General features: G+C 39.6%; 16 protein-coding genes, 7 tRNA genes and 1 pseudogene. 4 read left to right on the top strand and 20 right to left on the bottom strand.

From position 1 onward, the window contains the following. Positions 1-97 precede the first annotated feature (97 nt). The 19 genes from MOO45_RS01250 to pth form a co-directional block, all read right to left on the bottom strand. Positions 98-2,572, bottom strand: a complete 2,475-nt coding sequence (locus MOO45_RS01250) for an ATP-dependent Clp protease ATP-binding subunit (protein ID WP_249514610.1) — start codon at positions 2,570-2,572, stop codon at positions 98-100. Positions 2,573-2,770: 198 nt separating this feature from the next. Continuing rightward, positions 2,771-2,844, bottom strand: a tRNA-Pro gene (locus tag MOO45_RS01245). 8 nt (positions 2,845-2,852) lie between these two features. Further along, positions 2,853-2,926, bottom strand: a tRNA-Pro gene (locus tag MOO45_RS01240). Between the two features lie 10 nt (positions 2,927-2,936). After that, positions 2,937-3,008, bottom strand: a tRNA-Gly gene (locus MOO45_RS01235). 22 nt (positions 3,009-3,030) lie between these two features. After that, positions 3,031-3,104, bottom strand: a tRNA-Arg gene (locus MOO45_RS01230). A 10-nt stretch (positions 3,105-3,114) separates the two neighbouring features. Then, a tRNA-Leu gene (locus MOO45_RS01225) sits at positions 3,115-3,200 on the bottom strand. A 15-nt stretch (positions 3,201-3,215) separates the two neighbouring features. Then, a tRNA-Gly gene (locus MOO45_RS01220) sits at positions 3,216-3,287 on the bottom strand. Between the two features lie 5 nt (positions 3,288-3,292). Further along, positions 3,293-3,365, bottom strand: a tRNA-Lys gene (locus MOO45_RS01215). 78 nt (positions 3,366-3,443) lie between these two features. Continuing rightward, a complete protein-coding gene (gene lysS, locus MOO45_RS01210) occupies positions 3,444-4,931 on the bottom strand; it encodes a lysine--tRNA ligase (RefSeq protein WP_249514609.1) in 1,488 nt (495 codons plus the stop codon). Positions 4,932-5,092: 161 nt separating this feature from the next. After that, on the bottom strand, positions 5,093-5,962 hold the full coding sequence (gene hslO / locus MOO45_RS01205; protein ID WP_249514608.1) for an Hsp33 family molecular chaperone HslO: 870 nt from the start codon (positions 5,960-5,962) through the stop codon (positions 5,093-5,095). Between the two features lie 61 nt (positions 5,963-6,023). Continuing rightward, positions 6,024-8,105 (bottom strand): ATP-dependent zinc metalloprotease FtsH, encoded by a 2,082-nt coding sequence (ftsH, locus tag MOO45_RS01200; protein ID WP_249514607.1) that lies wholly within the window; start codon positions 8,103-8,105, stop codon positions 6,024-6,026. Between the two features lie 136 nt (positions 8,106-8,241). After that, positions 8,242-8,793, bottom strand: coding sequence for a hypoxanthine phosphoribosyltransferase (gene hpt, locus MOO45_RS01195; RefSeq protein WP_249515119.1), 552 nt, complete (start codon positions 8,791-8,793; stop codon positions 8,242-8,244). A gap of 8 nt (positions 8,794-8,801) precedes the next feature. Next, entirely contained in the window at positions 8,802-10,070 is a 1,269-nt protein-coding gene (gene tilS / locus MOO45_RS01190) for a tRNA lysidine(34) synthetase TilS (RefSeq protein ID WP_249514606.1), read from the bottom strand. A gap of 90 nt (positions 10,071-10,160) precedes the next feature. After that, the gene (locus tag MOO45_RS01185) at positions 10,161-10,568 is read right to left on the bottom strand and encodes a S1 RNA-binding domain-containing protein (protein WP_249514605.1); all 408 of its coding nucleotides are present in this window, start codon (positions 10,566-10,568) and stop codon (positions 10,161-10,163) included. Positions 10,569-10,585: 17 nt separating this feature from the next. Continuing rightward, positions 10,586-10,978 (bottom strand): FtsB family cell division protein, encoded by a 393-nt coding sequence (locus tag MOO45_RS01180; protein WP_249514604.1) that lies wholly within the window; start codon positions 10,976-10,978, stop codon positions 10,586-10,588. 71 nt (positions 10,979-11,049) lie between these two features. Next, complete coding sequence (locus MOO45_RS01175; RefSeq protein ID WP_249514603.1) at positions 11,050-11,292, bottom strand: RNA-binding S4 domain-containing protein; 243 nt, start codon at positions 11,290-11,292, stop codon at positions 11,050-11,052. Between the two features lie 20 nt (positions 11,293-11,312). After that, entirely contained in the window at positions 11,313-12,833 is a 1,521-nt protein-coding gene (locus MOO45_RS01170) for a polysaccharide biosynthesis protein (protein WP_249514602.1), read from the bottom strand. Between the two features lie 7 nt (positions 12,834-12,840). Next, on the bottom strand, positions 12,841-16,356 hold the full coding sequence (gene mfd / locus MOO45_RS01165) for a transcription-repair coupling factor (RefSeq protein ID WP_249514601.1): 3,516 nt from the start codon (positions 16,354-16,356) through the stop codon (positions 12,841-12,843). A gap of 14 nt (positions 16,357-16,370) precedes the next feature. Beyond that, a complete protein-coding gene (gene pth, locus MOO45_RS01160) occupies positions 16,371-16,928 on the bottom strand; it encodes an aminoacyl-tRNA hydrolase (protein ID WP_249514600.1) in 558 nt (185 codons plus the stop codon). Positions 16,929-17,234: 306 nt separating this feature from the next. On the opposite strand from pth, the gene MOO45_RS01155 reads away from it, so the two are divergent. The 4 genes and pseudogenes from MOO45_RS01155 to MOO45_RS01140 form a co-directional block, all read left to right on the top strand. Next, positions 17,235-18,206 (top strand): L-lactate dehydrogenase, encoded by a 972-nt coding sequence (locus MOO45_RS01155; protein WP_249514599.1) that lies wholly within the window; start codon positions 17,235-17,237, stop codon positions 18,204-18,206. A 150-nt stretch (positions 18,207-18,356) separates the two neighbouring features. Then, a complete protein-coding gene (locus MOO45_RS01150; protein ID WP_249514598.1) occupies positions 18,357-18,497 on the top strand; it encodes a hypothetical protein in 141 nt (46 codons plus the stop codon). A gap of 15 nt (positions 18,498-18,512) precedes the next feature. Beyond that, positions 18,513-19,178: a cyclic di-AMP binding protein CbpA gene (gene cbpA, locus MOO45_RS01145; RefSeq protein ID WP_249514597.1), complete on the top strand. Its 666-nt coding sequence runs from the start codon at positions 18,513-18,515 to the stop codon at positions 19,176-19,178. A 58-nt stretch (positions 19,179-19,236) separates the two neighbouring features. Beyond that, a pseudogene (locus tag MOO45_RS01140) lies at positions 19,237-19,516 on the top strand (aldo/keto reductase); the annotation flags it as partial. Positions 19,517-19,616: 100 nt separating this feature from the next. Here the strand turns inward: MOO45_RS01140 and MOO45_RS01135 are convergent. Continuing rightward, the gene (locus MOO45_RS01135) at positions 19,617-23,879 is read right to left on the bottom strand and encodes a pectate lyase-like adhesive domain-containing protein (RefSeq protein ID WP_249514596.1); all 4,263 of its coding nucleotides are present in this window, start codon (positions 23,877-23,879) and stop codon (positions 19,617-19,619) included. Positions 23,880-23,894: the final 15 nt, after the last annotated feature.

Here is a 23,894-nt window from a genome sequence, read left to right as displayed (position 1 = left end):
GCTTTTTATAATTCCGGCTCGGACAATATTTCGAGGGAATACGCCCACCAATCCACGCTAATAGTAAAGTACATGATATAACAAACTCAATCAATTGTCAACTTTTAGCATGTATTTTTTCTAAATGTTTGATATTAAATGTTAGCTGATCTTTGGCAACACCAACTGACAAGCGATCACCAGCAATTAATTCATGTGCCAATAATAAATCACTAATTCGATCTTCGACTTCTGTTTGAATGGTTCGACGCAAGGGACGGGCACCTAACTGTGGAGTATAACCCTTATCAACCAACCACGTTAATGCTCGTGGTGTTAATTTTAATTGAATTTGGCGTTGTTTTAACCGTACCACCAAATTTTTCGATAAAATCTTCACGATTTGTTCCAAATCAACTTTCGTTAATTCATGGAACACCAAAATATCATCAATTCGATTGAGAAATTCTGGACGGAAAAATTGTTTCGTTTCTGCCAAAATATGACTCTTGATCGCTTGGTAATTATTAGGATTACTTTGGTTAAAACCAACATTATGCTCATCTTGCAGGCTTTGTACGCCTAGATTAGAAGTCATAATGATAATCGTGTTCCGAAAATCAACTTTGCGACCCTTAGAATCAGTTAAGAAGCCATCATCCAACACCTGTAACAACAGATTAAATACATCTCGGTGTGCCTTTTCAACTTCATCTAACAAAATGACCGCATATGGATGATTGCGCACCTGCTCCGTTAATTGACCGCCTTCTTCATAGCCCACATATCCTGGTGCAGCCCCAACTAAGCGTGAAGTGCTAAATTTTTCCATATATTCAGACATATCAATTCGAATTAAATCTTCTTCACTGCCAAACACTGTGCGCGATAACGCTTTAGCTAATTCAGTTTTACCAACACCTGTTGGACCCAAAAAGAGAAACGAACCAATGGGGTGCTGCGGATCTTTTAACCCACTACGTGAGCGTCGAATGGCCTTTGCCACGGCACTAACCGCCCCATCTTGGCCTACGACTTGCTGATGCAATTCTTGTTCCAAATGCAACAATTTTTTGGACTCTTGCTGGCTAATTTTAGTGGTAGGAATATTGGTCCACTGAGAGACAATTTGTGCAATATCTTCAGCCATGACGGTGGGTAAATTAGGTTGAGATATAGATTTTTGACTTTCGACTTCTAATTTAGCCTGTAATTGCAACTCCAGTTGCCGTACTTGAGCTGCGGTTTCAAAATCTTGTTGTTCAATAGCCTCATCTTTTTGCAAGTCCAATTGTTGAAGTTGTTGTTCTAATTGCTCCACCGAATCCATTTGATTTTGTTGTGAGTGCTTGATGTGGACCATCGCTGAAGCTTCATCCACCAAATCAATAGCCTTATCCGGCAAAAACCGATTAGTCAAATAACGTTTGGACAGATCGACTGCTGAACGCAAAGCATCGGAAGTAATTGTCAAATGATGATGTTGCTCATATTGCGGTTTTAAGCCTTGCAAAATTTGATATGTTTCCTCAGTTGAAGGCTCTTCCACCAAAACTTTCGCAAATCTTCTAGCAAAAGCTGCATCTTTTTCAATATATTTTTGATACTCATCCAATGTCGTGGCTCCGATCATCTGTAATTCGCCACGTGACAAAGCTGGTTTTAAAATATTAGACGCATCAATGGCACCTTCAGCCCCACCAGCGCCAATTAACGTATGCAATTCATCAACAAACAAAATCACATCACGGCTTTGGTAGATTTCATTGACAATTTTTTTCAGACGATCTTCAAATTCACCACGATATTTAGTACCTGCAACTAGCGAACCAACATCCAACATCATAACTCGTTTATTGGCTAGGTTTTCGGGCACCAAATTTTGTGCAACTTTTTGCGCCAAACCTTCCACAATAGCCGTTTTACCAACGCCCGGTTCACCAATTAATACTGGATTGTTTTTCGTACGACGACTTAAAATTTGAATCACACGTGCAATTTCTGGTGTACGTCCAATAACCGGGTCTAACTGCTTTTGACTAACTGTCGCGGTCAAATCGCGCGCTAAAGCATCCAACGTCGGTGTCTGACTGGTCGTATCGTCTACTTGCGTATTTTTGTTACGAGTATGATGCTCTGAACGCTCAGAAATTCCCATTTTGCCCAGCAAAATTTTCCTTGTTTTGACGATACTAAGACCCAAATTAGTCAAAATTCGTGATGACAAGATCGTTTGATCACGCAATAACGCTAATAACAAATGTCCTGTCCCCACCTGTGGAGCTTTCAACTCACTAGCCTGCTTGGTGGCTGTTTCTAAGATTTGCCCAGCACGTGGTGAATATGGCAAATATAATTGATCCTGCTGTTCAAAAGTATTGTCACCATAACCCGTTAATAACTCAATTTCATCTTTAATGTCATCAGCAGTCACTGTCAATCCATTAATCGTTTTTGCGGCCACTCCCGAGCCCTCTTTAACCAAACCATAAAGAATATGCTCCGTACTAACAGCATTATGTCGAAAATTAATTGCCATTTTTTGTGCAATTTGCAAAGCCTCTTTCGCACTTGTCGTGAATAGTTTACCCATAATAGCCTCTTTTCCAATAAATCCAGTTCAGACGTATAGTTATGGTCAGTGTTTAAACATTTTACATCAGATTATTTGATGTGCAACTTTTTAATTCATAATTTCCCTTGAAAGTAATTGTACACTTATCTTTGCTAAAATGCTTAGACTAAAAAAGTGATACCTGCCAGGCATCACTTCTGATCATCAAACAACTCATCGGGAAAACAAGATTCGAACTTGCGACCCCTACGTCCCTAACGTAGTGCTCTACCAAGCTGAGCTATTTCCCGCCAATCAATCGGGAAAACAAGATTCGAACTTGCGACCTCTACGTCCCGAACGTAGCGCTCTACCAAGCTGAGCTATTTCCCGATAAACAAAAAGCGGAAGACGGGATTCGAACCCGCGACCCCCACCATGGCAAGGTGATGTTCTACCACTGAACTACTTCCGCAAAAATATTAAAAATGAAACTATGCACCCAGTAGGAGTCGAACCTACAACCTTCTGATTCGTAGTCAGACACTCTATCCAATTGCGCTATGGGTGCAACATTATAATGCCGAGGACCGGAATCGAACCGGTACGGTAATCACTTACCGCAGGATTTTAAGTCCTGTGCGTCTGCCAGTTCCGCCACCCCGGCGTTATTATAATGTAAAGCGGAAGACGGGATTCGAACCCGCGACCCCCACCATGGCAAGGTGATGTTCTACCACTGAACTACTTCCGCATAAATGAGTCGCGTGGGACCCGAACCCACGACCCACGGCTTAAAAGGCCGTTGCTCTACCAGCTGAGCTAGCGACTCAACACAATCATTGTTCAACCAATGACTGTCTTATTATAGCAAGTTAACATTTAAATTTCAACTAAACATTGTAAGAAATTATTTTCGATCATCAGGACGCATCGTTGGGAATAAAATCACATCGCGAATCGATGGCGCATCAGTTAATAACATGACCAACCGATCCATGCCGATACCCAAACCGCCAGTTGGTGGCATCCCATATTCCAAAGCTTCTACAAAATCTTCATCAATTGGTTCGGCTTCATCATTACCAGCTTCACGCTCTTTCACCTGAGCTTCAAAACGTTGGCGTTGATCAATCGGATCGTTTAATTCTGTAAAGGCATTAGCGTATTCATTACCCAAAATAAACAATTCAAAACGATCAACAAAGCGCGGATCGTCTTCATTCTTTTTGGCTAACGGTGAAATTTCAATGGGATGACCATAAATGAAAGTTGGTTCTGTGATTGTTTCTTCAACGAATTCCTCAAAGAACGCATTGATAATATGACCAACTTGCCAGTAATCTTCATAATGCACATGATGCTCATCTGCAAGTTTGCGCGCTTGATCGAGATTCATTTGCGACCAGAAATCCACGCCAGTACGCTCTTTAATCGCATCAACCATGTGCTGACGCTTAAAGGCTTTGCCTAAATCTACATCATGACCTTGATAAGTGACTTTTGTAGTTCCCAACGCCTTTTGGGCAGCATACTTGAAAATGCCCTCAGTTTCGTCCATGACATCTTCAAAATTGAAGTAGGCAGCATAACTTTCTAACTCGGTAAATTCTGGATTATGCTTAGTATCAATACCTTCATTCCGAAATACCCGTCCAATTTCATAAACTCGTTCCATGCCACCAACAATTAGTCGTTTCAAGGGCAATTCCAAAGCAATCCGCATGTATAAATCAATGTCTAACGCATTGTGATGTGTCAAAAATGGTCGTGCTGACGCACCACCAGCTTGTGAATGCAAGACTGGCGTTTCGACCTCCAAAAAACCATTATTATCTAAATATTCACGAACGGCCGAAATAATTTTGGTCCGTTTCACAAAACGCTCAAAACTTTCAGGATTCGTAATCAAATCTAAATAACGTTGCCGATAAATTTGTTCAACATTAGTTAAACCATGATATTTGTCCGGCAAGGGGCGCAAAGCTTTGGACAACAGCGTTACATGTTCGGCCTTGACGGTCAGTTCACCCATATCGGTTTTCATCACGGTACCTTCAATACCGAATAAATCACCTAAATCAGACCGCTTGAAAATATGATAATTGTCCTCACCGACAACATCTTTACGCACATAAATCTGAATTTTGCCTGTACGATCTTTAATATCCGCAAAACCAACTTTCCCTTTGCCACGTTTGGTCATCATACGACCAGCAATTTTGACGGATGCTCCTTTTATATCGTCTTTATCTATAGAGTCGTACTGGTCATGCAATTCTTGAGCGTTTTTTGTCGGCTGATAGCGATGTCCAAAGGGATCAATGCCTTCGTCACGCAATTCTTGCATCTTCTGACGCCGAACTTTTAACTGATCATTCATTTCATTTTCTGCCATCCAATTTACCCCTATTTCTACATATTATCTTGTGACGCGTACTATTAAACCCATACGTGCGCAAAATTGAATCTTAGCAAATCCACTACTTATTTGTTGAAAATAACTACTTCTTTTTGTCAATCATTTATATCATAGCAAAATTAGCCTCAGACTGGCAATCATTTCTCCAAAATCATTTGTTGAAATTGTTGCGGTGTAAATTGATATTTTTGACCACAAAATTTGCAAACAATTTCTGTATCTTGTTTCAGCTGGGCCAATTCTTGCAGTTCACTTTTGGGTAAAGCTCTTAAAGTTTGCGCAAAATGTTCCTGGGAGCAATCACATTGAAACTCAACAGGCATTCGCTCCAAAATCTTAGCTGGTTGCGTAAACAGGAGATTAACGATCTCTTCAGGAGTATACTGCTGAAACAATTCATGTAACGGTGGTAATTGTTGAATCGTTTTGGTCAACGTATCAATTTCACCATCTTGGGCGTTTGGCAAAGCTTGCACCATAAAGCCACCTGCACAACTCACATGATTATCACTTTCAACAAAAACCGATAAGCCGACGGCCGCTGGAATTTGCTCAGATTGCACCAAATAATATGCATAATCCTCCGCCAACTCACCAGAAATCAAAGGAACTTTGCCCGTAAAAGGTTGCGCCATCTTTTGATCTTTTGTGACTGCTAAAACACCATCTTGACCAACCGCCTTGGCGACATCAATTTTACCCTTAGCATTTAAAGGCAAACTGATATGCGGATTTTGGATATATCCTTTTACCTGACCTTGGGCATTGCCATCCGCTAAAATCAAGCCGACTGGGCCACCACCATTAATTCTAGTGGTCATCAGTTCGTCATTTTTTAGCATAGACGTACTCAACAACAATGTCCCAATTAAACTACGCCCCAGAGCTGCACTGGACGCACTCCACGTATCATGATTACTTTGTGCAGTTGCTACCAGTTGGGTTGCATTCACCACGTAAATGCGAAAATGACTGTTATAATTTAAAGACTTGACTAAATAATCCATAAAAACTCCTTAAATAACAAGATAGCACAGACCTTGAAAGTCTGTGCTACTTGATTGAATTTTATTCTTCAGTTTGATCATCATTAGAATCAGTAGGATCCGTCGTCATTTGTTGATCACTATCATTTTTCTTACTTAATTCTTCTGCTTGTTTAGCTTCATCTCGCTTTTGAGCGGCTTGCTTAGCCTCTTCAAAAGTTGAAGCCTTCTCTGATGGAAATTCATCTTGCGCCGAAGCAGGCATTTTCCCCGTGTTGTACAAACTCAAAATTTGTTTTTCATCCAAAGTTTCGTATTTCAATAAAGCTTGGGCAATTGCTTTATGCTGTTCACGGTGACTTTGAATAACATCAATCGCTGTTTGATGCCCTTCATCTAAAATCTTCCGAATCTCTTCATCAATAGCTGTCGCGGTTTCCTGTGAATAATTAGCCTGGCCATACGCACCAACAGGCGCACCACCTTTTTCTAACTGCACCATGCCTAAACGCTTGGTCATTCCATATTCAGTAACCATCGAACGCGCAATTTGAGTTGCTTGTTCAAAGTCATTGGAAGCACCTGAAGACTGTACGCCAAAAATAATTTCTTCAGCAGTTCGACCACCCATCAAACCAGCAACTTGTTCCATTAAATCTTTTTTGGTCAACAAATTCTGATCTTCTTTCGGGAGCATAATTGCATAACCGCCAGCACGCCCTCGCGGAATAATTGTAACTTTGCGGACGACCCGTGAATCGCTTAAAACAACCCCGATAATCGCATGACCTGCCTCATGATAAGCGACAGTCTCACGTTCTTTAGCGGAAATTACGCGGTCCTTTTTCGCCGGTCCAGCAATCACCCGATCTTCGGCTTCATCAATATCAGTAGCATCAATTTTTGTCTTGTTACGTTCCGCAGCGACCAGAGCTGCTTCATTTAAGACATTCTCTAAATCAGCACCAACAAAACCTGGTGTTTGTTGAGCAATAACTTTCAAATCAACATCATCTGCTAAAGGCTTATTTTTGGCATGAACCTTTAAAATGGCCTCACGCCCCTTAACATCTGGACGACCCACCAAAATTTTACGATCAAAACGACCGGGACGTAGCAAAGCTGGATCCAAAACATCGGAACGGTTGGTAGCAGCAATCACAATCAAACCTTCTTTACCAGTGAAACCATCCATCTCCACCAGCAATTGATTTAAAGTTTGCTCACGTTCATCATTGCCACCACCAGTTTTGCCATTACCACGTTGACGACCAATAGCATCAATTTCATCAATAAAAATGATCGCTGGAGCGCTTTTCTTAGCGCTATTAAATAAATCACGAACTCGTGAAGCGCCGACACCCACAAACATTTCCACAAAATCAGAACCAGAAATAGAATAGAATGGCACGCCCGCTTCACCCGCAACTGCTCGCGCTAACAATGTTTTACCAGTTCCAGGAGGTCCTTCAAGTAAAACCCCTGACGGTATTCGTGCGCCCAATGCTAGATACTTACGCGGATCTTTTAAGAAATCTACAACTTCAACTAATTCTTGCTTTTCTTCTTCCGCACCAGCCACATCAGAAAAACGCACTTTATTTTTCTTCGGGTCAACCGGCTTAGTCTGCGATTTACCAAAACTCATGATTTTGCCAGCGCCACCGCCGCCTTGACCAGCTTGCCCCATCATTGAATACAATAAGAAAGCAAAGAATAAGAACGGAATAACTGTCAGCGCAATATTCAACCACATACCGTTCTGCGATTCTTCATGCGTATTGACTTTGGTTTTCGTTTTTTGAGCTGCTTGATTAATTTCTTTTAAAGTTGAATTATTCGGCAAAACCGTTGCCGAAAAACTTTTAGAACGATTCACTGTAGCCGCCGAATGCGCAAATAAATTCACACCATTAGAATGACTTTTAGACGATTCAGCCTTTTTAAAGTCACCAGAAACTTTATAAACACCGTTAGACGGTTGGAGCGAAAAATTCTTAATTTTTTTGGCTTTTAATTTGGCAACAAATTCACTTGAAGACAAATTTTCCACTTGAGAAGAACCTTGTCCACCGACGAACCAACTGGTTGCTAAAATTAATAAAATAAAAATAATGATATAAAATAGACTATTATTACGTAGTCCATTTCGATTATTTTTCAAAATGACTGTCCTCCACAAAATTTAGCTTGTTTCTCATACTAACACAACAAAACATGAGTCGCTAGCTGATTAAAAATGAGATTATTTAACAATTATGCTTAGTATATCATAACCGTTGCAAACAATTTAACATGGACTAATATTCTGCTTTTGAATAAACCTCGGGCTTCAAAACCCCGATATAAGGAAGATTACGATAACATTCTTGATAGTCCATACCATAGCCAACAACAAATTCATCCGGACATGATAACCCAACATAATCAACGTGAACATTTTGTTGGCGATTGGCTTCTTTATCCAGTAAAGCCACAATTTTAATAGACTTGGCCTGCCGTGATTTGAACAGTTGGGTCAATTCTTTCAAAGTAATGCCAGTATCAATAATATCTTCAACGAAAACAACATCGCGGCCTTTCACAGAAACATCCAAATCCTTAAGAATACGGACCTGTCCAGATGACGAAGTTTGCCCATTGTAACTGGAAACATCCATAAAATCAATTTCAGCACTTTGAGGCAGCTGGCGCATCAAATCAGTTAAAAAGACGATGGCTCCCTTCAAAATACAAACAAATAGGGGATTTTTACCAGCATAATCTGTCATTAATTGTTGTGCTAAATTGTGATTTGCTTGCGCGATTTCCTCCTCGGAAAATAATACTTTTTGCATATCTTGATTCATCATAGTCATAATCAATCTCCTATCTTCAATTCAAATAAATATGGTGTTGGTGCAATTTGATAACGATAAATATTGGGAATCCACACAATCTTTTCGTCGAACGTTAAGACCATCAGATCTTGTCTTTGTTCGTATGGAATTTTTAAATTAATTAAACGATTCTTGAGCTTTTGATGGTGTCCATTTAACAATCGCAACCGATCGCCCACTTGGCGTGAGCGCCATTGAATTGTTTGGGGCAAATGATCAAAATAAAAGGTTCGCGTATTTGGCTGTTGAGCTCGCTGAACCAGGACTTGTTGTCCTTGGCCGATTGTTGTTGGCTGATTCAAACTCAAGTCCCATTTACTGGGTAAGGGTTGAATTTGAGACATTTTAATGTGTAAAAATTGATAACTTTTCACCAACGACCATTGATGCCCCAAAGCCAATCGTGCGTTGGATTTAGACAAGAGTTGCGCTACCGCCGTTAATTGCCGATTCGTCAGATCTAATGCTAATCGTTGATGACAAATATATTGTACGAACAAACTAATTTGTTGGTCATCGAATTGAGCCAGCTGACTTAAATTAACCGTTAATTGTTGACCAACTTGTTGCACACTGATTTGCGCCAATTGTTGAAAATTTTCCTGCAATAAACTAGTGACCGCCTGCAATTGCTGAGCAAAACTGGTTAGATGTTGATTGACTTGTGGATTAAATTGCTGTAATTGCGGCAACACTTGATTTCGTAATTGATTACGCCAAGTAATATTTTCAAAATTAGTTTGATCTACAAAAAATCGGATATGCTGCCGTTTCAGATAATTACGTAATTCCGCTTTGGAAAAGTTCAGTAACGGTCGCACTAATTGTCCACCAGCAAATGGCCGACAAGGTCGCATCGCGGCTAATTCCCATAAGCTACCACTACGAATTAATTTCATCAAAACTGTTTCCGCTTGGTCATCTGACTGATGTGCGACTAACAACTGCGGCAAATGATTTTGGTGCATCAATGTCGCAAAATACTGATACCTAAACTTGCGTGCCTGTTGTTCCAACCCACTAAGTTGATCAGAATGTTGCCAAGTGGTTGTGTAAAAAGGTAGCTGGTATTGCTGACAAAGCTGGCGAACAGCAGCCACTTCGGTTACGCTTTGTTTTCTCAAGGCAAAATCCACGGTCGCCACATGAATAAGCGGACGTAAATTTGCGGGCAAATTGATTAATAACATCAACAATGCTAACGAATCACTACCACCCGAAACCGCCACCAAAACTTTTGTTTGCGGCATCCAAGTTTGCCTCGTTTTGACCTGATGAATAAATTTTTTTTCTACAATATCCATATAAATTAAAAAAGTCCGAGTTATAAAAACCCGCACTTAACCACGGCGTCCCCCACGGCCACCGCGTTTTCCTTCAGTATTCTTTTTTAATGTTGCCTGGCGATCTTGACTTTCCTTCATAAAATCAGCCAGCAAGTCATCAAAATCTTCACCAGATTTATGTGAATTAGTACGCATATGTGCATGAGAAGAACTGCGATGTTTTTGAGCAGGCGCTTGTGCTTTTTTCATCGACAAAGAAATCTTACCATTCTCTATGCCCACCACTACTGCCGTAACTTGATCGCCAAGACTAAGTTTGTCATGAATATCTTTAACATAGTCATTGGAAATCTGACTGATATGTACCAGTCCGCTTTGACCATTACCAATATCAACAAAAGCTCCAAAATTCTTGATACCGACGACTTTACCCGTTACTTTGGTTCCTACTGAAACGGCCATTTTTCTCTTCTTACTCCTTAAAAGTTTAAATTTTTGTTTGCTTCATTAGGAATATTATAAATAATCTCCCCATCCTTGGAATAGTTAAACCGATAACGAATTAAATTATCTAAATACTCTGGATCATGCAACTGCTTAACTTCTGTTTTTAAATCCGCACGCTTATCCTTAGCTTTAGCTAATTTACGTTCTTGACTAGTCATTGCCTCTTGAGCTAATGCTTTTGAATGATTTGCTTGATAAATATGCCAGCCCAAAATTATGCTAAAAATCACTAAAAAAACGATTAGAATCGCAGTTCGGCGCCGATGAACAACGCGAACTCGGTGTTTAAAACGCCGCTCAGCCGACAAATCATTATTATCAATATTAATTTGGCTAACATTAGCTAGATTAGTCTGATTAGGCAAAAAAATCCCTCCGTTTATCCATTGCCATGAGTTGAGTATACCAACTCTCTCAAGTACTTGTCTAGCATAACTTAATCTAGTCTTTGATACATGGATGAAGCATCCTCTTTTTTGACAATTTCTGGCGTTGCCAAAATCTCTACTTTAATTTGCCGATCTCCATAATGCAAAATTAATTGATCGCCGATCGTCACATCACTTGCTGATTTTGCTACGCGTCCATTGAGTTCAATTCGCCCTTTATCAGCCAATTCTTTTGCAATCGTACGCCGTTTCACTAATCTGGAAAGCTTCAAATATTTATCTAATCGCATTTTTTTACCTATTCTTTCATTTATTTTTGACCAAACAACAAAACCCAATCTGCTTTCGAAAAAACGCGGCCATAATAACAACCAACTAAAGTCCAAAGCAAACCAAGACCACTTTCGACGATAACTTCAAACACCGCATGCATCCGTGTCAAAGGCCAAATTAACTGCCATATCCAACTAGTAAAGAACACTGCAATGCCCATCGTGCCAATGACTAACATCAATCGCAACAAAAAGCCCTGTTGCCAAATTACTCGCTGCAATTTAATGCCCGAATAATAATAAATGATCAAAGCCATCACAAACGTCGCCAAAATAGTCGCCAAACTGGCTCCCACTACCTGAAACTTAGGAACCAACCAAAGATTGCCCAAATATTTCACTAATAAACCTATGCATAACGCTTGCCAATTATTATGTTGTTGATGTTGAGCATGCATGACAGTATTAACAATCGTGACGTAAGAAATTAGTGCAATGCTTAAAACATAAATCGCTAACGCCAAGCTTTGAGCCGAATTCGTAAACAACAATGTATTAATTTGCGGCATCAAAGCGGCCAAACCAACCGCACAGGCAGCCGCCAAAACCAGACAAACACGCAAAGTAGAGCCAATTAATGCTTGATCTTGTGCTGTTTTATTTGCACTAATCTGTGGCAATAAAGTGGTGGCAAATGAAACCGCCACCACGATTCCTAACTGTGCTAAAGGCTGCCCTCGATCGTAAATGCCCTTAATAATTTGAGCATGTGCAACCTGATTTTGATATAACAATTTGAAAACGGTGAGCGAATCAATCAACTGCAACAGCACCAAAATACTACCAAACAAGCTTAAAGATAAGCCTTCTTTTAGAAAACGTTTCGTTAAAGATCCGTCAAACGATTTTTCAATCCTGCTCTTTACTGTCTCATGTTGTCGAAAATGGTACCAAAAAAATAGTAATAAACCTAAAGACACCAATGATCCCATCACCGAACCTGCATGTGCCCACATGCCCATTCGATAAACTGACCAATGCTTTGTCAAATAACATAACGCCACAATGATGATGACGATGACGCGCACACTTTGCTCCAAAACTTGCGACAAAGCGGTCGGTAACATCCACAGCTCTCCTTGAAAATAGCCACGCAATAATGCCGAAAATGGCGCCAAAAAATAAAAAACCACTAGAATTTGAATCAGGGGCGTTAATCGCCGATCGCCCATCCATTTTGCCAGATATGGTGCTATCACAAACAAGCTGATGGAACCTAAAAGGGCTACACCAATCAAATTACGTCGAAGTTGGCGCCAATTATCTAAAGCTTGCGCTGGATTTTCGGCCACAACTTGGGAAATAAACATCGGCACTCCAGTCAACATGATGGCACTGCACAAACCGTATATCGGATAAACTTGCTGATAGACAAAAAAGCCGCGATCGCCTACCAAATTTTGGAGTGGTACTCGATATAAAGCACTTAAAATCTTAGTAATTAATGAGGAAACTGATAAGATCCAAGCACCGGTCCAAAAATGCTGTTTATTATTCATACCAAGACTACTTTTCTGAAATTTGCTGTGCTTGTTCGGCAAAAGGTTGCAAAAAAGCTTCCAATTCCGTTAACAACGGCACTTGCGGTTGCATTTTTAGCGAGATAATAAAGTAACCGTGTTCGTTCGCCACTTGCGCTTTAAGTTGGGTGGTTGCCAAATTAGCAAAAATTTGTTCACCGACCAAATAACGGTTAGCCATGGGATCAAACACAATTTGCACTTGGGATTGAACCTGTGTAATTTTGTTGATCAAAGCTTGATCTGCTAGTACTTTAATTTGCGTCATTGCTAATAAATTAGCCACTTCTTTAGGAAATTTGCCAAAACGATCTAGCAATTCTTGACGCAATTGCTGCACCTGCGCCAAATCTTTAGCTTCCCGTAAGCGCTTATACATTTCGATTTTCTGCCGCTCATCACTAATATAAGCACTGGGCAAATAAGCTTCCACATCCAAACGAATTGCTGCATTAGTCTTAGCTTGCCAACTTTGTTGACGTCGCTTTTTAGCTACCGCTTCATTCAACATTTGCGTATACAAATCATACCCGACCGAATCAATGAAGCCATGCTGTTGCTGACCTAATAGATTCCCCGAACCACGAATAGCCAAATCCTGCATGGCAATTTTAAAACCGGAACCTAACTCTGTAAAGTTTTTGACAGCCTCTAAGCGCTTTTCGCCAACTTCTGTCAAAGTCTTGTCCGGCCGATACATGAGATACGCGTACGCCACCCGACTCGAACGTCCTACGCGCCCCCGCAATTGATAAAGCTGTGATAAGCCGTAATGATCAGCATTCTCAACAATTAACGTATTAGCATTCGCAATATCAACCCCCGTTTCAATGATTGTCGTGGTGACTAACACATCGTATTCACCATTTAAAAAATTCGTAATCACTGCTTCCAATTGATTTTCTGTCATCTGCCCATTGGCAATACCGACGCGGACATCTGGAATCAAACCCTCCAAAATACTAACTACTTGTTCCATATCTTCCACACGATTATGCAAGTAAAACACTTGACCGCCACGTTCCATTTCCCGCAAAATCGCACTCCGAATGACATCATAATTTTGTTCCATCACAAAAGTTTGAATTGGGTACCGATTGGGTGGCGCTGTTTCAATAACCGACAAATCCCGGACCCCCATCATCGACATATTTAAAGTCCGCGGAATCGGAGTTGCCGTCATTGATAAAACATCAATTTGTGACTTTAATTGTTTCAGACGTTCCTTATGTTTGACGCCAAAACGTTGTTCCTCATCAATGATTAATAAACCTAAATCTAAAAATTCAATATCTTTAGACAACAGGCGGTGCGTGCCAACCACAATATCTACCGAACCATCTGCCAAACCGGCTTTCGTCTTTCGTTGTTGAGTTGCGGTTTGGAACCGCGACATAATCGCAATTTTGACAGGAAAGCCCTCAAAACGCTCCAGCATTGTTTGATAGTGTTGTTGAGCTAAAATAGTTGTCGGTACCAAAAAAGCGACCTGTTTACCATTATTAACAGCCTTAAACGCTGCTCTGAGCGCAACTTCAGTTTTGCCAAAGCCGACATCTCCCACTAACAAGCGTTCCATTGGATGCGGCTTTTCCATATCCGCCTTCACTTCTTCAATACTACGCAATTGATCAGGCGTTTCGACATAGGCAAATTGTTCATCAAATTGATGTTGCAAATCATCATCCGGCGCAAAAGCAAATCCCGGTTCAGACTCACGTTGGGCATATAATTTCACCAAATCGTCAGCAATATCTTCAATATTTTTTTGAACTTTTTGCTTGGTTTTATGCCATTCTGTCCCCCCCAATTTGTTCATGCGGGGAGCTTTGCCTTTGGCTGACACATACTTTTGCACCATATTCAATTGGGTCACGGGAATGAAAAGCTTGCCATCATCTCGGTACTCAATTGTCATATAATCTTGATGCTTGCCATCAACTTCTAAAGTTTGCGTCCCCAAAAATTTTCCAATCCCATGATTAACGTGTACAACATAATCGCCGGGCTTCAAATCCGTATAACTTTTTAATCGTTCAGCATTACTAATCGTCGAACGTTGGCGCCGACGTTGCGGTTGCTTATTGAACAATTCCTTTTCAGTAATAATGACTAATTTTTCATCTAGAAAATCAATTCCGGTGTGTAAACCACCGGCAATCAACTGGGTCTGCTGCTTTTCAATTCGCGTTAACGTACTTTGCGTACTGGAAATCTCAAAATCCGCTAGTGTTCGTTGTATTTTCTGCAAATTACTTTTGACACTCAGCAAAAGGACAATCGTGTAGCCTTGAACTTGCCAATGTTGAATTTCCGTTTTGAGCAATGGTAGATTACTAAAAAATTGCTGTACAGTACGCGTATTCAAATTCAATAATTGATTTAATCGCACAGGATAGCTTGTTTTTTGAAACAAGGTTAAATCTAATTTTGCCTGTAAAACTTCATCAATTACTTCAGCTAATGACCAGCGAAAACGCTGTTGGCCTAAAAGTTTCCCCGTTTCGATCCGACCACTCACCCAAGCGGAATTTTCTTCCAAATTAGTCCGCTCTTGCTCGTTAAGACGCGCCAAATCATCATAAATAATAATCCCCGAGGAACTTAAGTAATCCACTAACGTTGCCGGCTTGGGATATAACAACGATACATATTGTCCTAATTGTTCCAAATGGACACCGTGTTGTAGTTGTTCAATATCACTTTGAAAATTATGTTTTAAATTTTGAATAAGTTCTGGATCTTTGATCGTCCCAATTTCAGTCGTTAATTGCTGCTCTAATAATTCCCCTACAATTTGTAAGCGCTTATCATCAACCAAATAATCACTCGCTGGCAATACGAGCGTTTCCGTCAGTTCATCTTGACTGCGCTGCGTCTCGGGATCAAATGTGTGAATAGCGTCGACTTCATCACCAAAGAACTCAACACGAATGGGTTTATCCATTGTCAATGGGTAAAAATCAACAATATCGCCTCGAATCGCAAATTCACCAGGACTCATCACCAAATTTTGGCGTCGATAACCTAGATCAACTAATTGTTGCCCTAGATTTGCTACGACAATTTCTTGATTTTGTGCAATTTTAATTTGCGCCGCTGCAAATTGTTGCGGTGTCGGCAGCAAAAACTCCAAACCAGCCACGGAAGTAACCACAACCCCCGCTTGCTGAGAACCCAAGAATTCCAACGCTAATAATCTTTGACTCAACGCTTCAGGTGAACTTGTAGCCATTTGCATCGCAATCGGAGCTTCCACGTCAAAATGATATAACTGTTCAGTTGGCAAAAGTTGCTGCAAATCATCCATCAACAAATTAGCATGATAATTATCGTCGACGACCACTAACAACGGTTGCTGAGTCTGCTGAGCCACCGTTGCCAAAAATAACGCCTTCGCCGAACCATTCAAGCCCGTAACCACTTGGTGGGTCTGCGGAAGCAAATTAGCGACAAAATCATGTAAAGTTTGATTTTGCTCCAAAAAATCAATTAACTGCAACGATTCTCGCTCCTTTAGTTAAAATCATTCATCACTTGGCTGAAATTATCAGTTTCTAACCATTTTTGGATTGCTTGGGCGGCTAAACCAATGCCAGCTTGAGCGTTGGCCTGTTCTGCTTTTTGAAAAGGAGTTAACACCCAATTCACCACTTGTGCACGATCTGGATGGCCAATGCCAATTTTGACACGTTTAAAGTCTTGGGTTCCCGTTGCCGCAATAATACTCTTGATCCCATTATGACCGCCGGCGGAACCCTTTTCTCGCAACCGAATCTTACCAATCGGCAAGTCCAAATCATCTTGAATGACCAAAATTTCTTCGGGACGAATTTGATAATAACTCATCAATTGCTTCACCGCGTTGCCTGAACTATTCATAAAAGTTAGCGGTTTGACTAAATAAATCGTTTCACCTGCTAATTTAAAATGAGTATCAATTGCCGAAAATTCACTCTTGTTCAATTCAACTTGATAAGTATCTGCTAGGGCATCAATCGTCATAAACCCCATATTATGCTTAGTCTGATCGTATTCACGTCCCGGATTGCCTAAACCAAAAATTGCTTTCATTTTTTCACCTTAAATCGTCTTTTTAAAAGCCTTTCATCACTGCAAATCAACAAATATCGTGTTTCTCAGTTGGAAGCTTTACTCCAAATTACGCAAAGCTTTGATTCTTAAACGTGCTGTTTGATTATAACATTACTTACCGTGCATGAGATAGAATGTTTCCTTATTATTGGTTAATGTTTTTGTAAATTAGTTCGATTTAATTTTCATTAATTGTGTGAAAATACACAATTCCTCTTTCAGTTCTAAGAATGAAGTGGTAAACTTAGTGATGTAATTAATTTAACAAATGGAGAGGCTAGTATAATGACAAGTATTACAAACAAGAATCATACCAAAGTATTGTTAGTCGGTGACGGCGCAGTTGGGTCCACTTTTGCTTACGCCATGGTTTTGAATGGTATTGCCAACGAAATTGGGATCACCGATATTGCTAAAGACAAAACAAAGGGTGACGCTTTAGATATTGCTGATGCCACACCGTATAGTTCGCCAACAAAGCTCTATTCAGCAGAATATAGTGATGCTAAAGATGCAGATATTGTTGTAATTACAGCCGGCGCTCCTCAAAAGCCCGGTGAAACACGTTTAGATTTAGTTAACAAAAATTTGAATATTTTAAAGACCATCGTGAATCCAATTGTTGACTCAGGATTCAATGGTATTTTCTTAGTTGCTGCTAATCCAGTTGATATTTTAACTTATGGTACATGGAAATTATCCGGTTTCCCTAAAGAACGTGTAATTGGTTCCGGTACTTCCTTAGATACTGCACGCTTACGTAAATTTGTGGGTCAAGAATTGAATGTCGATCCACGTTCCGTGCATGGTTATATTTTAGGCGAACACGGCGACAGCGAATTCGCTGCTTGGTCTCATACAACCGTTGGTGGCTTGAGCATTGCAGAATTGAACGCTACCCACCCAGAATTAACAGATCAACGGTTGGCGGAATTAAACGACACCGTTGTCAACGCGGCTTATGACATTATTAATACCAAAGGTGCTACTTTCTACGGTGTGGGGACTGCTTTAGCTCGTATTTGCCAAGCTTTGTTGCGCGACGAAAATACGGTCTTACCATTATCCGTTCACATGGACGGTCAATACGGTGTCAATGATCTATATATTAGTTCACCGACAGTGGTCAACCGCAACGGTGTGGTCTCAGTTCTGGAAATTCCATTATCTGCCAGTGAAAAAGAAAAGATGCAATCCTCTGCTGCACAATTGAGAAAAGTAGCTACGGATGGCTTTAAAGCTACAGGCATTAAATAAGCAAGCATCTTCTAAAAAGGCCAAGCAAAAGCTTGGCCTTTTTTATTGCAATTTTTTAATATTTTTCTTAATTTAATCAAGTTTATTTGTCAAACTTTACAAATGGCTTTACAATTGACTTATTAACAATTGAATAGCTGGAGGAAGAAATTGAAAAATTTAATGATTATAATTATGATTTTGTGTTTGGCAAGCGTCGGTTTAGGCATTTTACTAGAAAGTTTATGGTTCGGCATTATCCCACTTTTTGTTGCTTTAGTGCCGACAGCCTACTTTGCTGCCCAAGATTAGTCAGGGAGACTGGAAATGTTAATAAAATCACTTGTTTTAAAAAAGCAATTCCTTACTACCGTTCAAGAATCAGTCAATTTAGAAGAAGCTTTACAAATTCTGGAAGATACTGGCTTTCGTTGTGTGCCCATTTTAGACGAAACAGGTACCATTTTTCGTGGTAATATCTATAAAATGCACATTTATCGCCATAAATCGCGTGGTGGTGACATGAGTTTGCCAGTCACTTATCTGCTTAAAAATGCGACAAAGACAATTCCGATTAATTCACCCTTTTTTAAAGTTTTCTTTAATATTAAGGACTTGCCTTATATCGCCGTTTTAGATGAAGAACACCGTTTTTATGGCATTTTAACGCATACCAAGTTGCTTAATATGTTATCAGAAGCTTGGAATATCAACACCGGCAGTTATGTCCTGACCGTGATTTCCTCAGGCCAAAGTGGTGAATTAGCCGAAATGGCTGGTATTATCAGTCGAGAAGCCAATATCGCCGGTTGCTTAACTTTAGATGCCCGTAAAACCGCACTCGTTCGGCGGAATCTCTTCACCTTAAAAGCGGGCATTAGTCCAGCCAAATTACAACATATCGTTGACAATTTAGAAGCGAACAACTATCGCGTTGCCGAAATTGATGATCTCCAAAAAGGCAGTATTTTAGACGAATTACCTAAAATTTAAACTACTTGTCGCAACCTTCTCTTATGGCAAAAATTAATACATAAGAGGAGGTCTTTTTATGTCCAATCCTAAAGTGCCTGCAGTCACTATAGGATTGGGAAGCAACAAAGTCGGAGGTCACAATCTGTTCGACAAGCTATAGATGATGACATCAAGTTATTAGACACGGCTTCTGTCTATAGCAATGGTCGCTCAGAAGAAGTTATTGGCGATGTTCTGCAAGATTATGATCTATGATCACTCAAAAATCTTAATCGCTACCAAAGCGGCCCAAGACACGTTAGCGCACCTCAAAACCGATTACCTAGTTTTTTTTTCATTTTCCAGATAAAACAACTTATTTACCAATTGAGCAATCTATGTTCACAAATAAAATCTCCAAGATTTCAATTAATCTTGGAGATTTTTTATTGTTATTATAGTGATAAGACAAGCTTTTTAACTTATAGAATTACTCAGAGACCAAGTCACCTTGCCCTTATAAGTCGTCTTATTATTTAACTTATGACTTCCATCATCAGGTACTTGAATAAATAATCCTGTCGTCTCAGTTGGCGAGCTTGGTTTGAGATTGATTTTTTTGCTTGTACTACCAGCTAAAGAACATTTATCAATTGTAACATCATCCTCTAAGGATTGTGCATTATCACAACTACCATACATCAATAAAGGTCCCACTTTATCATCCGTTGATTCACCTTCATATTTAGCAATTAAAGTAATATTCTCGTCACCTGTAAAATTATTTTTCAACTCTACTTCAGGTTTATCCTCGCTATCATCGGGATAAAAATCTTTCTTTTTATCAAATAATTTGGCTGTATAGTTCAATTTTTGAGGCACAAACAATTCTACATCATGATTCGTAATCCAGTTCTTAGGAGCGTTCGTCGTCGCCAATACATGTTCAGCTCCATCACTATCTATCGTCGACAAGGTATCCGCCGCACTACTAAATAAACTTTGAATATCGCCCGTAACATTGACATCTTGTTGAATCGTAAAAGTAGTATCTACTGGAAAATCAGCCACGCCAAAACCAAAATCATTGGCAGTTAATGTATATACACCGTCATTAGTCGCCATCGGTTCAGTTATCGTTTTGGTAACCGTCTTCGTGGAATCTGTTGTATCAGGATAACTAGCAGTAATTTGATATGCGGAACTCGTAGTAATTGCCCCTGATGTTGGTTGATGTAACGACAATTTAACTTCGGCTAAATCATGGTGTCCAACAGGCTTAAACGTGGTGACCAACTTATTATTACCAGCACTAGCAGTATGAATGGTCTGATCACCATCAGTATAAGTTTGCTCATTTAAATGACTTAATTTTTTGGTTCCCTGATACTTAGGAAATGGCAAAACATTATAATCATAAGTCAATTGACCACTAGTCGGATACGGATTGGCGGGATCAATATCATCTTTACCATCAAAGCTCAAAGTATGTTGCCCCACCTTATCCGTAACATCAGCAATATTCCAAGTTGTTGGCACATCCTTTTTATCAGCTGGATGTGTAATATTCAATGGATCATCACCAGTAGTAACCGTCTTAGAAGTACCATCACCAATAACAGTCCCATTCAAGTGTAGCTTCTTAGCATTAGGATCACCATCGTAATAACTCAGCGGTACGGCCACCTCATCACCTAAGAGAACATCCTTGCTGTCCCCTGTGCTCAAAAACAGATTGGTCACATTGACTGTTTGCAATGGCGTCTCTTGATAATTAGTAACAGCACTAACCATCAACTTATCACTCGATTTCAAATCATTAATCGGCGTCTTACCACTGTCAGGCTTCTCGGCAAACTCATTATATTTCTTCAAAGCATTGGCAAAGTCAATCGTATAATCAAAAACAGAACTTTTAGGATCAGAAGCAGTCTGTGTAATTTTAACATCTTGATCATCAGGATGATCTGCATCATCGACACCATCATTCAAGTAGAGCGGTGCAGTTAAAACAACATCACCAGTACGGTCCGAACTAACTAAACCATTTTGCTTACCATCTTCACCCACACCTAAAATACCGGGAGAAACGGGTTTAGTGATTGCATTATTACTACTATCTGTGTAACCCCAGTAAGATTGTTGAGAATTGTTAACAGTGCCCAAATCATAAGTGGAGCCATCTTGCCGCACCAAACTCAAATGCAACAATGGAGTGGCCGGCGTAAAGGCTGTATCATTATCGTAGTGACTAATCGTGCCCTTAATATCCATACTGTGAGCAGGAATCACATCATCAGTTGCGTTATTAATCAAAGGACTATCCAATTTACCGAAAGTAATTTGATGGAATTCCTTACCGTTCATTGCGGCTAAACCTATATTCAATTTTGCTAAATTATCTTTGGAAGCATAAACATCTTTCGTACCATCTTGAAGCAGATTACCCATAATTGCCCAGTAGGCAAAGGGAACTTCTAATTTTTGAATCGGCACATTATCCAATGTAACATCGTCATTATTACCAGTTCCTAAAGAACCACTAGGTCCACTAATTGCGCTAGAATTACCACTAGCACTAAAGGTACTATTAAACACGTTAACACTCCCACCTGGACTAGTTGCTGAACCACCATTAACATAAACAATATCACTATTAGGATTGTTATTCGTTCCCAAATCCAAGTTAATTTTTTCAGGATTATAAATATTCAAATCCATACCATTATCCGCATATAACAGAATAATCGCACCACCAGTATTCGAAGCACCAGTATTCTTTAAATTGAATATTCCATCTTTATTGATGGTAACTTTCATCCCTGAAGCAATATCCATTACCTGACCGCGACCAGCCGATAATCCTATACTATTTGAACTATTACCAGTTCCAAAGTCATGGAGATTGTGTGTTTGAACACTAAAAGTCCCGTTATCTAAATTAGCGCTACTACCAGCACCACCTAAATAAACAAGCGGTTTACTGGCTAAAGTTGCGCCTGTCGAATTAGTATCAGGTGAAATATATTGACCATAGTTACTGTGAGCATCACCCATAGCATTACTATAAGAGCTTTCTTGAACATTAGCATCACCTGCAGCATTACTATTCGTCTCACGACCCGCCGGAAAGTTGCCATCATCGTCCATAACATTATTTTGTGGATTATTATAATCCATTGTACTATCATCGTTACTTTGAACACGTAGAATGGGTGAACCAGTGCTATCTTTGTGATATTCAACATCACACTTTCCACCAACATACAATCCACCAGCCAATGAATGATTATTGCGTAGTGGATCACTACTAGTATAGTACTGACCTTTGGGGGGAGCATCATTAGAGATCATGTATAATTCCGAATTACCGTGCAGCTCAATCTTAGAATTATTACCAATAGATGTAATTGCATATGGCATATTAATATTTGGAGAATCACCACTATTTTCTGCACTGGCATCTCCGTGTGGAAAGAGATAAACTTTTGCTCCATCTTCTAGTTTGACGACATTGTGTTCATGAGCACGACTAGGATCCTCAGAATGTGTTGTAGAACCACTTAGTGTAATCCCACTAGCATCATACGTATAACCAGTGAAAAGACACCCCTTAGAAAAAGTGATATTGGAGGCTTCAAAAATCTGTTGATTTTTATCTTGACTCTCATATACTTTGCCATTATATTTATAACTTTTAACTGAAGATAAATCGACTCTATCTTTTATAACAATATCACTATTAGCTTTAGAACTATAACCATTATGTGTTTGCGCACCTACATCAGTAAAGTTATCATAGGTAATTCGAGTAAACCCTCCGTGGCGTTGGATATAATTATTATCTTTACCTTCATCAGCTTTTTGCGCATTATCAGCTACTCCATTATTAGCAGCGATTGGTCCCCAGTAACTTTGATCATAGGCGTGTAAATCCTTCAAAGTCCAATCTTCCTTATAGAGGGTGCTACATATTGCACCGGCGTCACTTACTGAAAAAGTAGAATCTTTGTTAGTACTGCTTCCATTAGAAATTAAAGCAATACTACAATCTGCAAACTCTATTGAATGATTATTCCCCTCAATATCCATTTTAAAATGTCTAGTATAGTTCCATTCAAAAGTTAAGCCACGATAACCAGTATAGTCACAGTAATCCTTTGATAAATCTAAATCATTTTTAATTACTATTTTACTGATATGCGAAACATTGTCATTTTTAGCATCAGGACTATCTTCATCATAAACAGCTTCCAAGAATCCTTGAGCCGTACTAACGTAGGCCGTATATGTAGCACTAGATCCCAAATTTTCACCATTCTTGATTAAATAGTTGAAATCATCTTGATTATCTTTAGCGTCAGGATCATTATCAACAGTGAAATAATTTTTACCGTCAGCAACACTAGCTTGAGCGTCAGAATCGGCCCAGTAAAATTGTCCATTCAGATTTGCATAATTATCATACATATACAATCCTGGATGAGCAGTAGCCTCTCTTGCAATATTGTCGACCATGGGCGATGGTTGCGTCAAATAATCAAAATTTTTGGTATTATCTTGAGTTTGCGTTTGCGGTGAATGCAAGGCAGAGTCAACTATGAGGTTATTAGTCGTCAAATTCAGATTTTTACTATGTGCTGCCCGCACCAACTGACAATGCGAAATTAACAACAAATAGGCTGTCACAAACAATAGAAACAATTTTAAAATTTTAAGTAAGTATTTATAATTATTCAATATCTCTCGAGACCT

The sequence above is a fragment of the Bombilactobacillus folatiphilus genome (assembly GCF_023380265.1).
GTDB lineage: Bacteria > Bacillota > Bacilli > Lactobacillales > Lactobacillaceae > Bombilactobacillus > Bombilactobacillus folatiphilus.
This window is presented reverse-complemented; position numbering and strand designations above follow the sequence as displayed.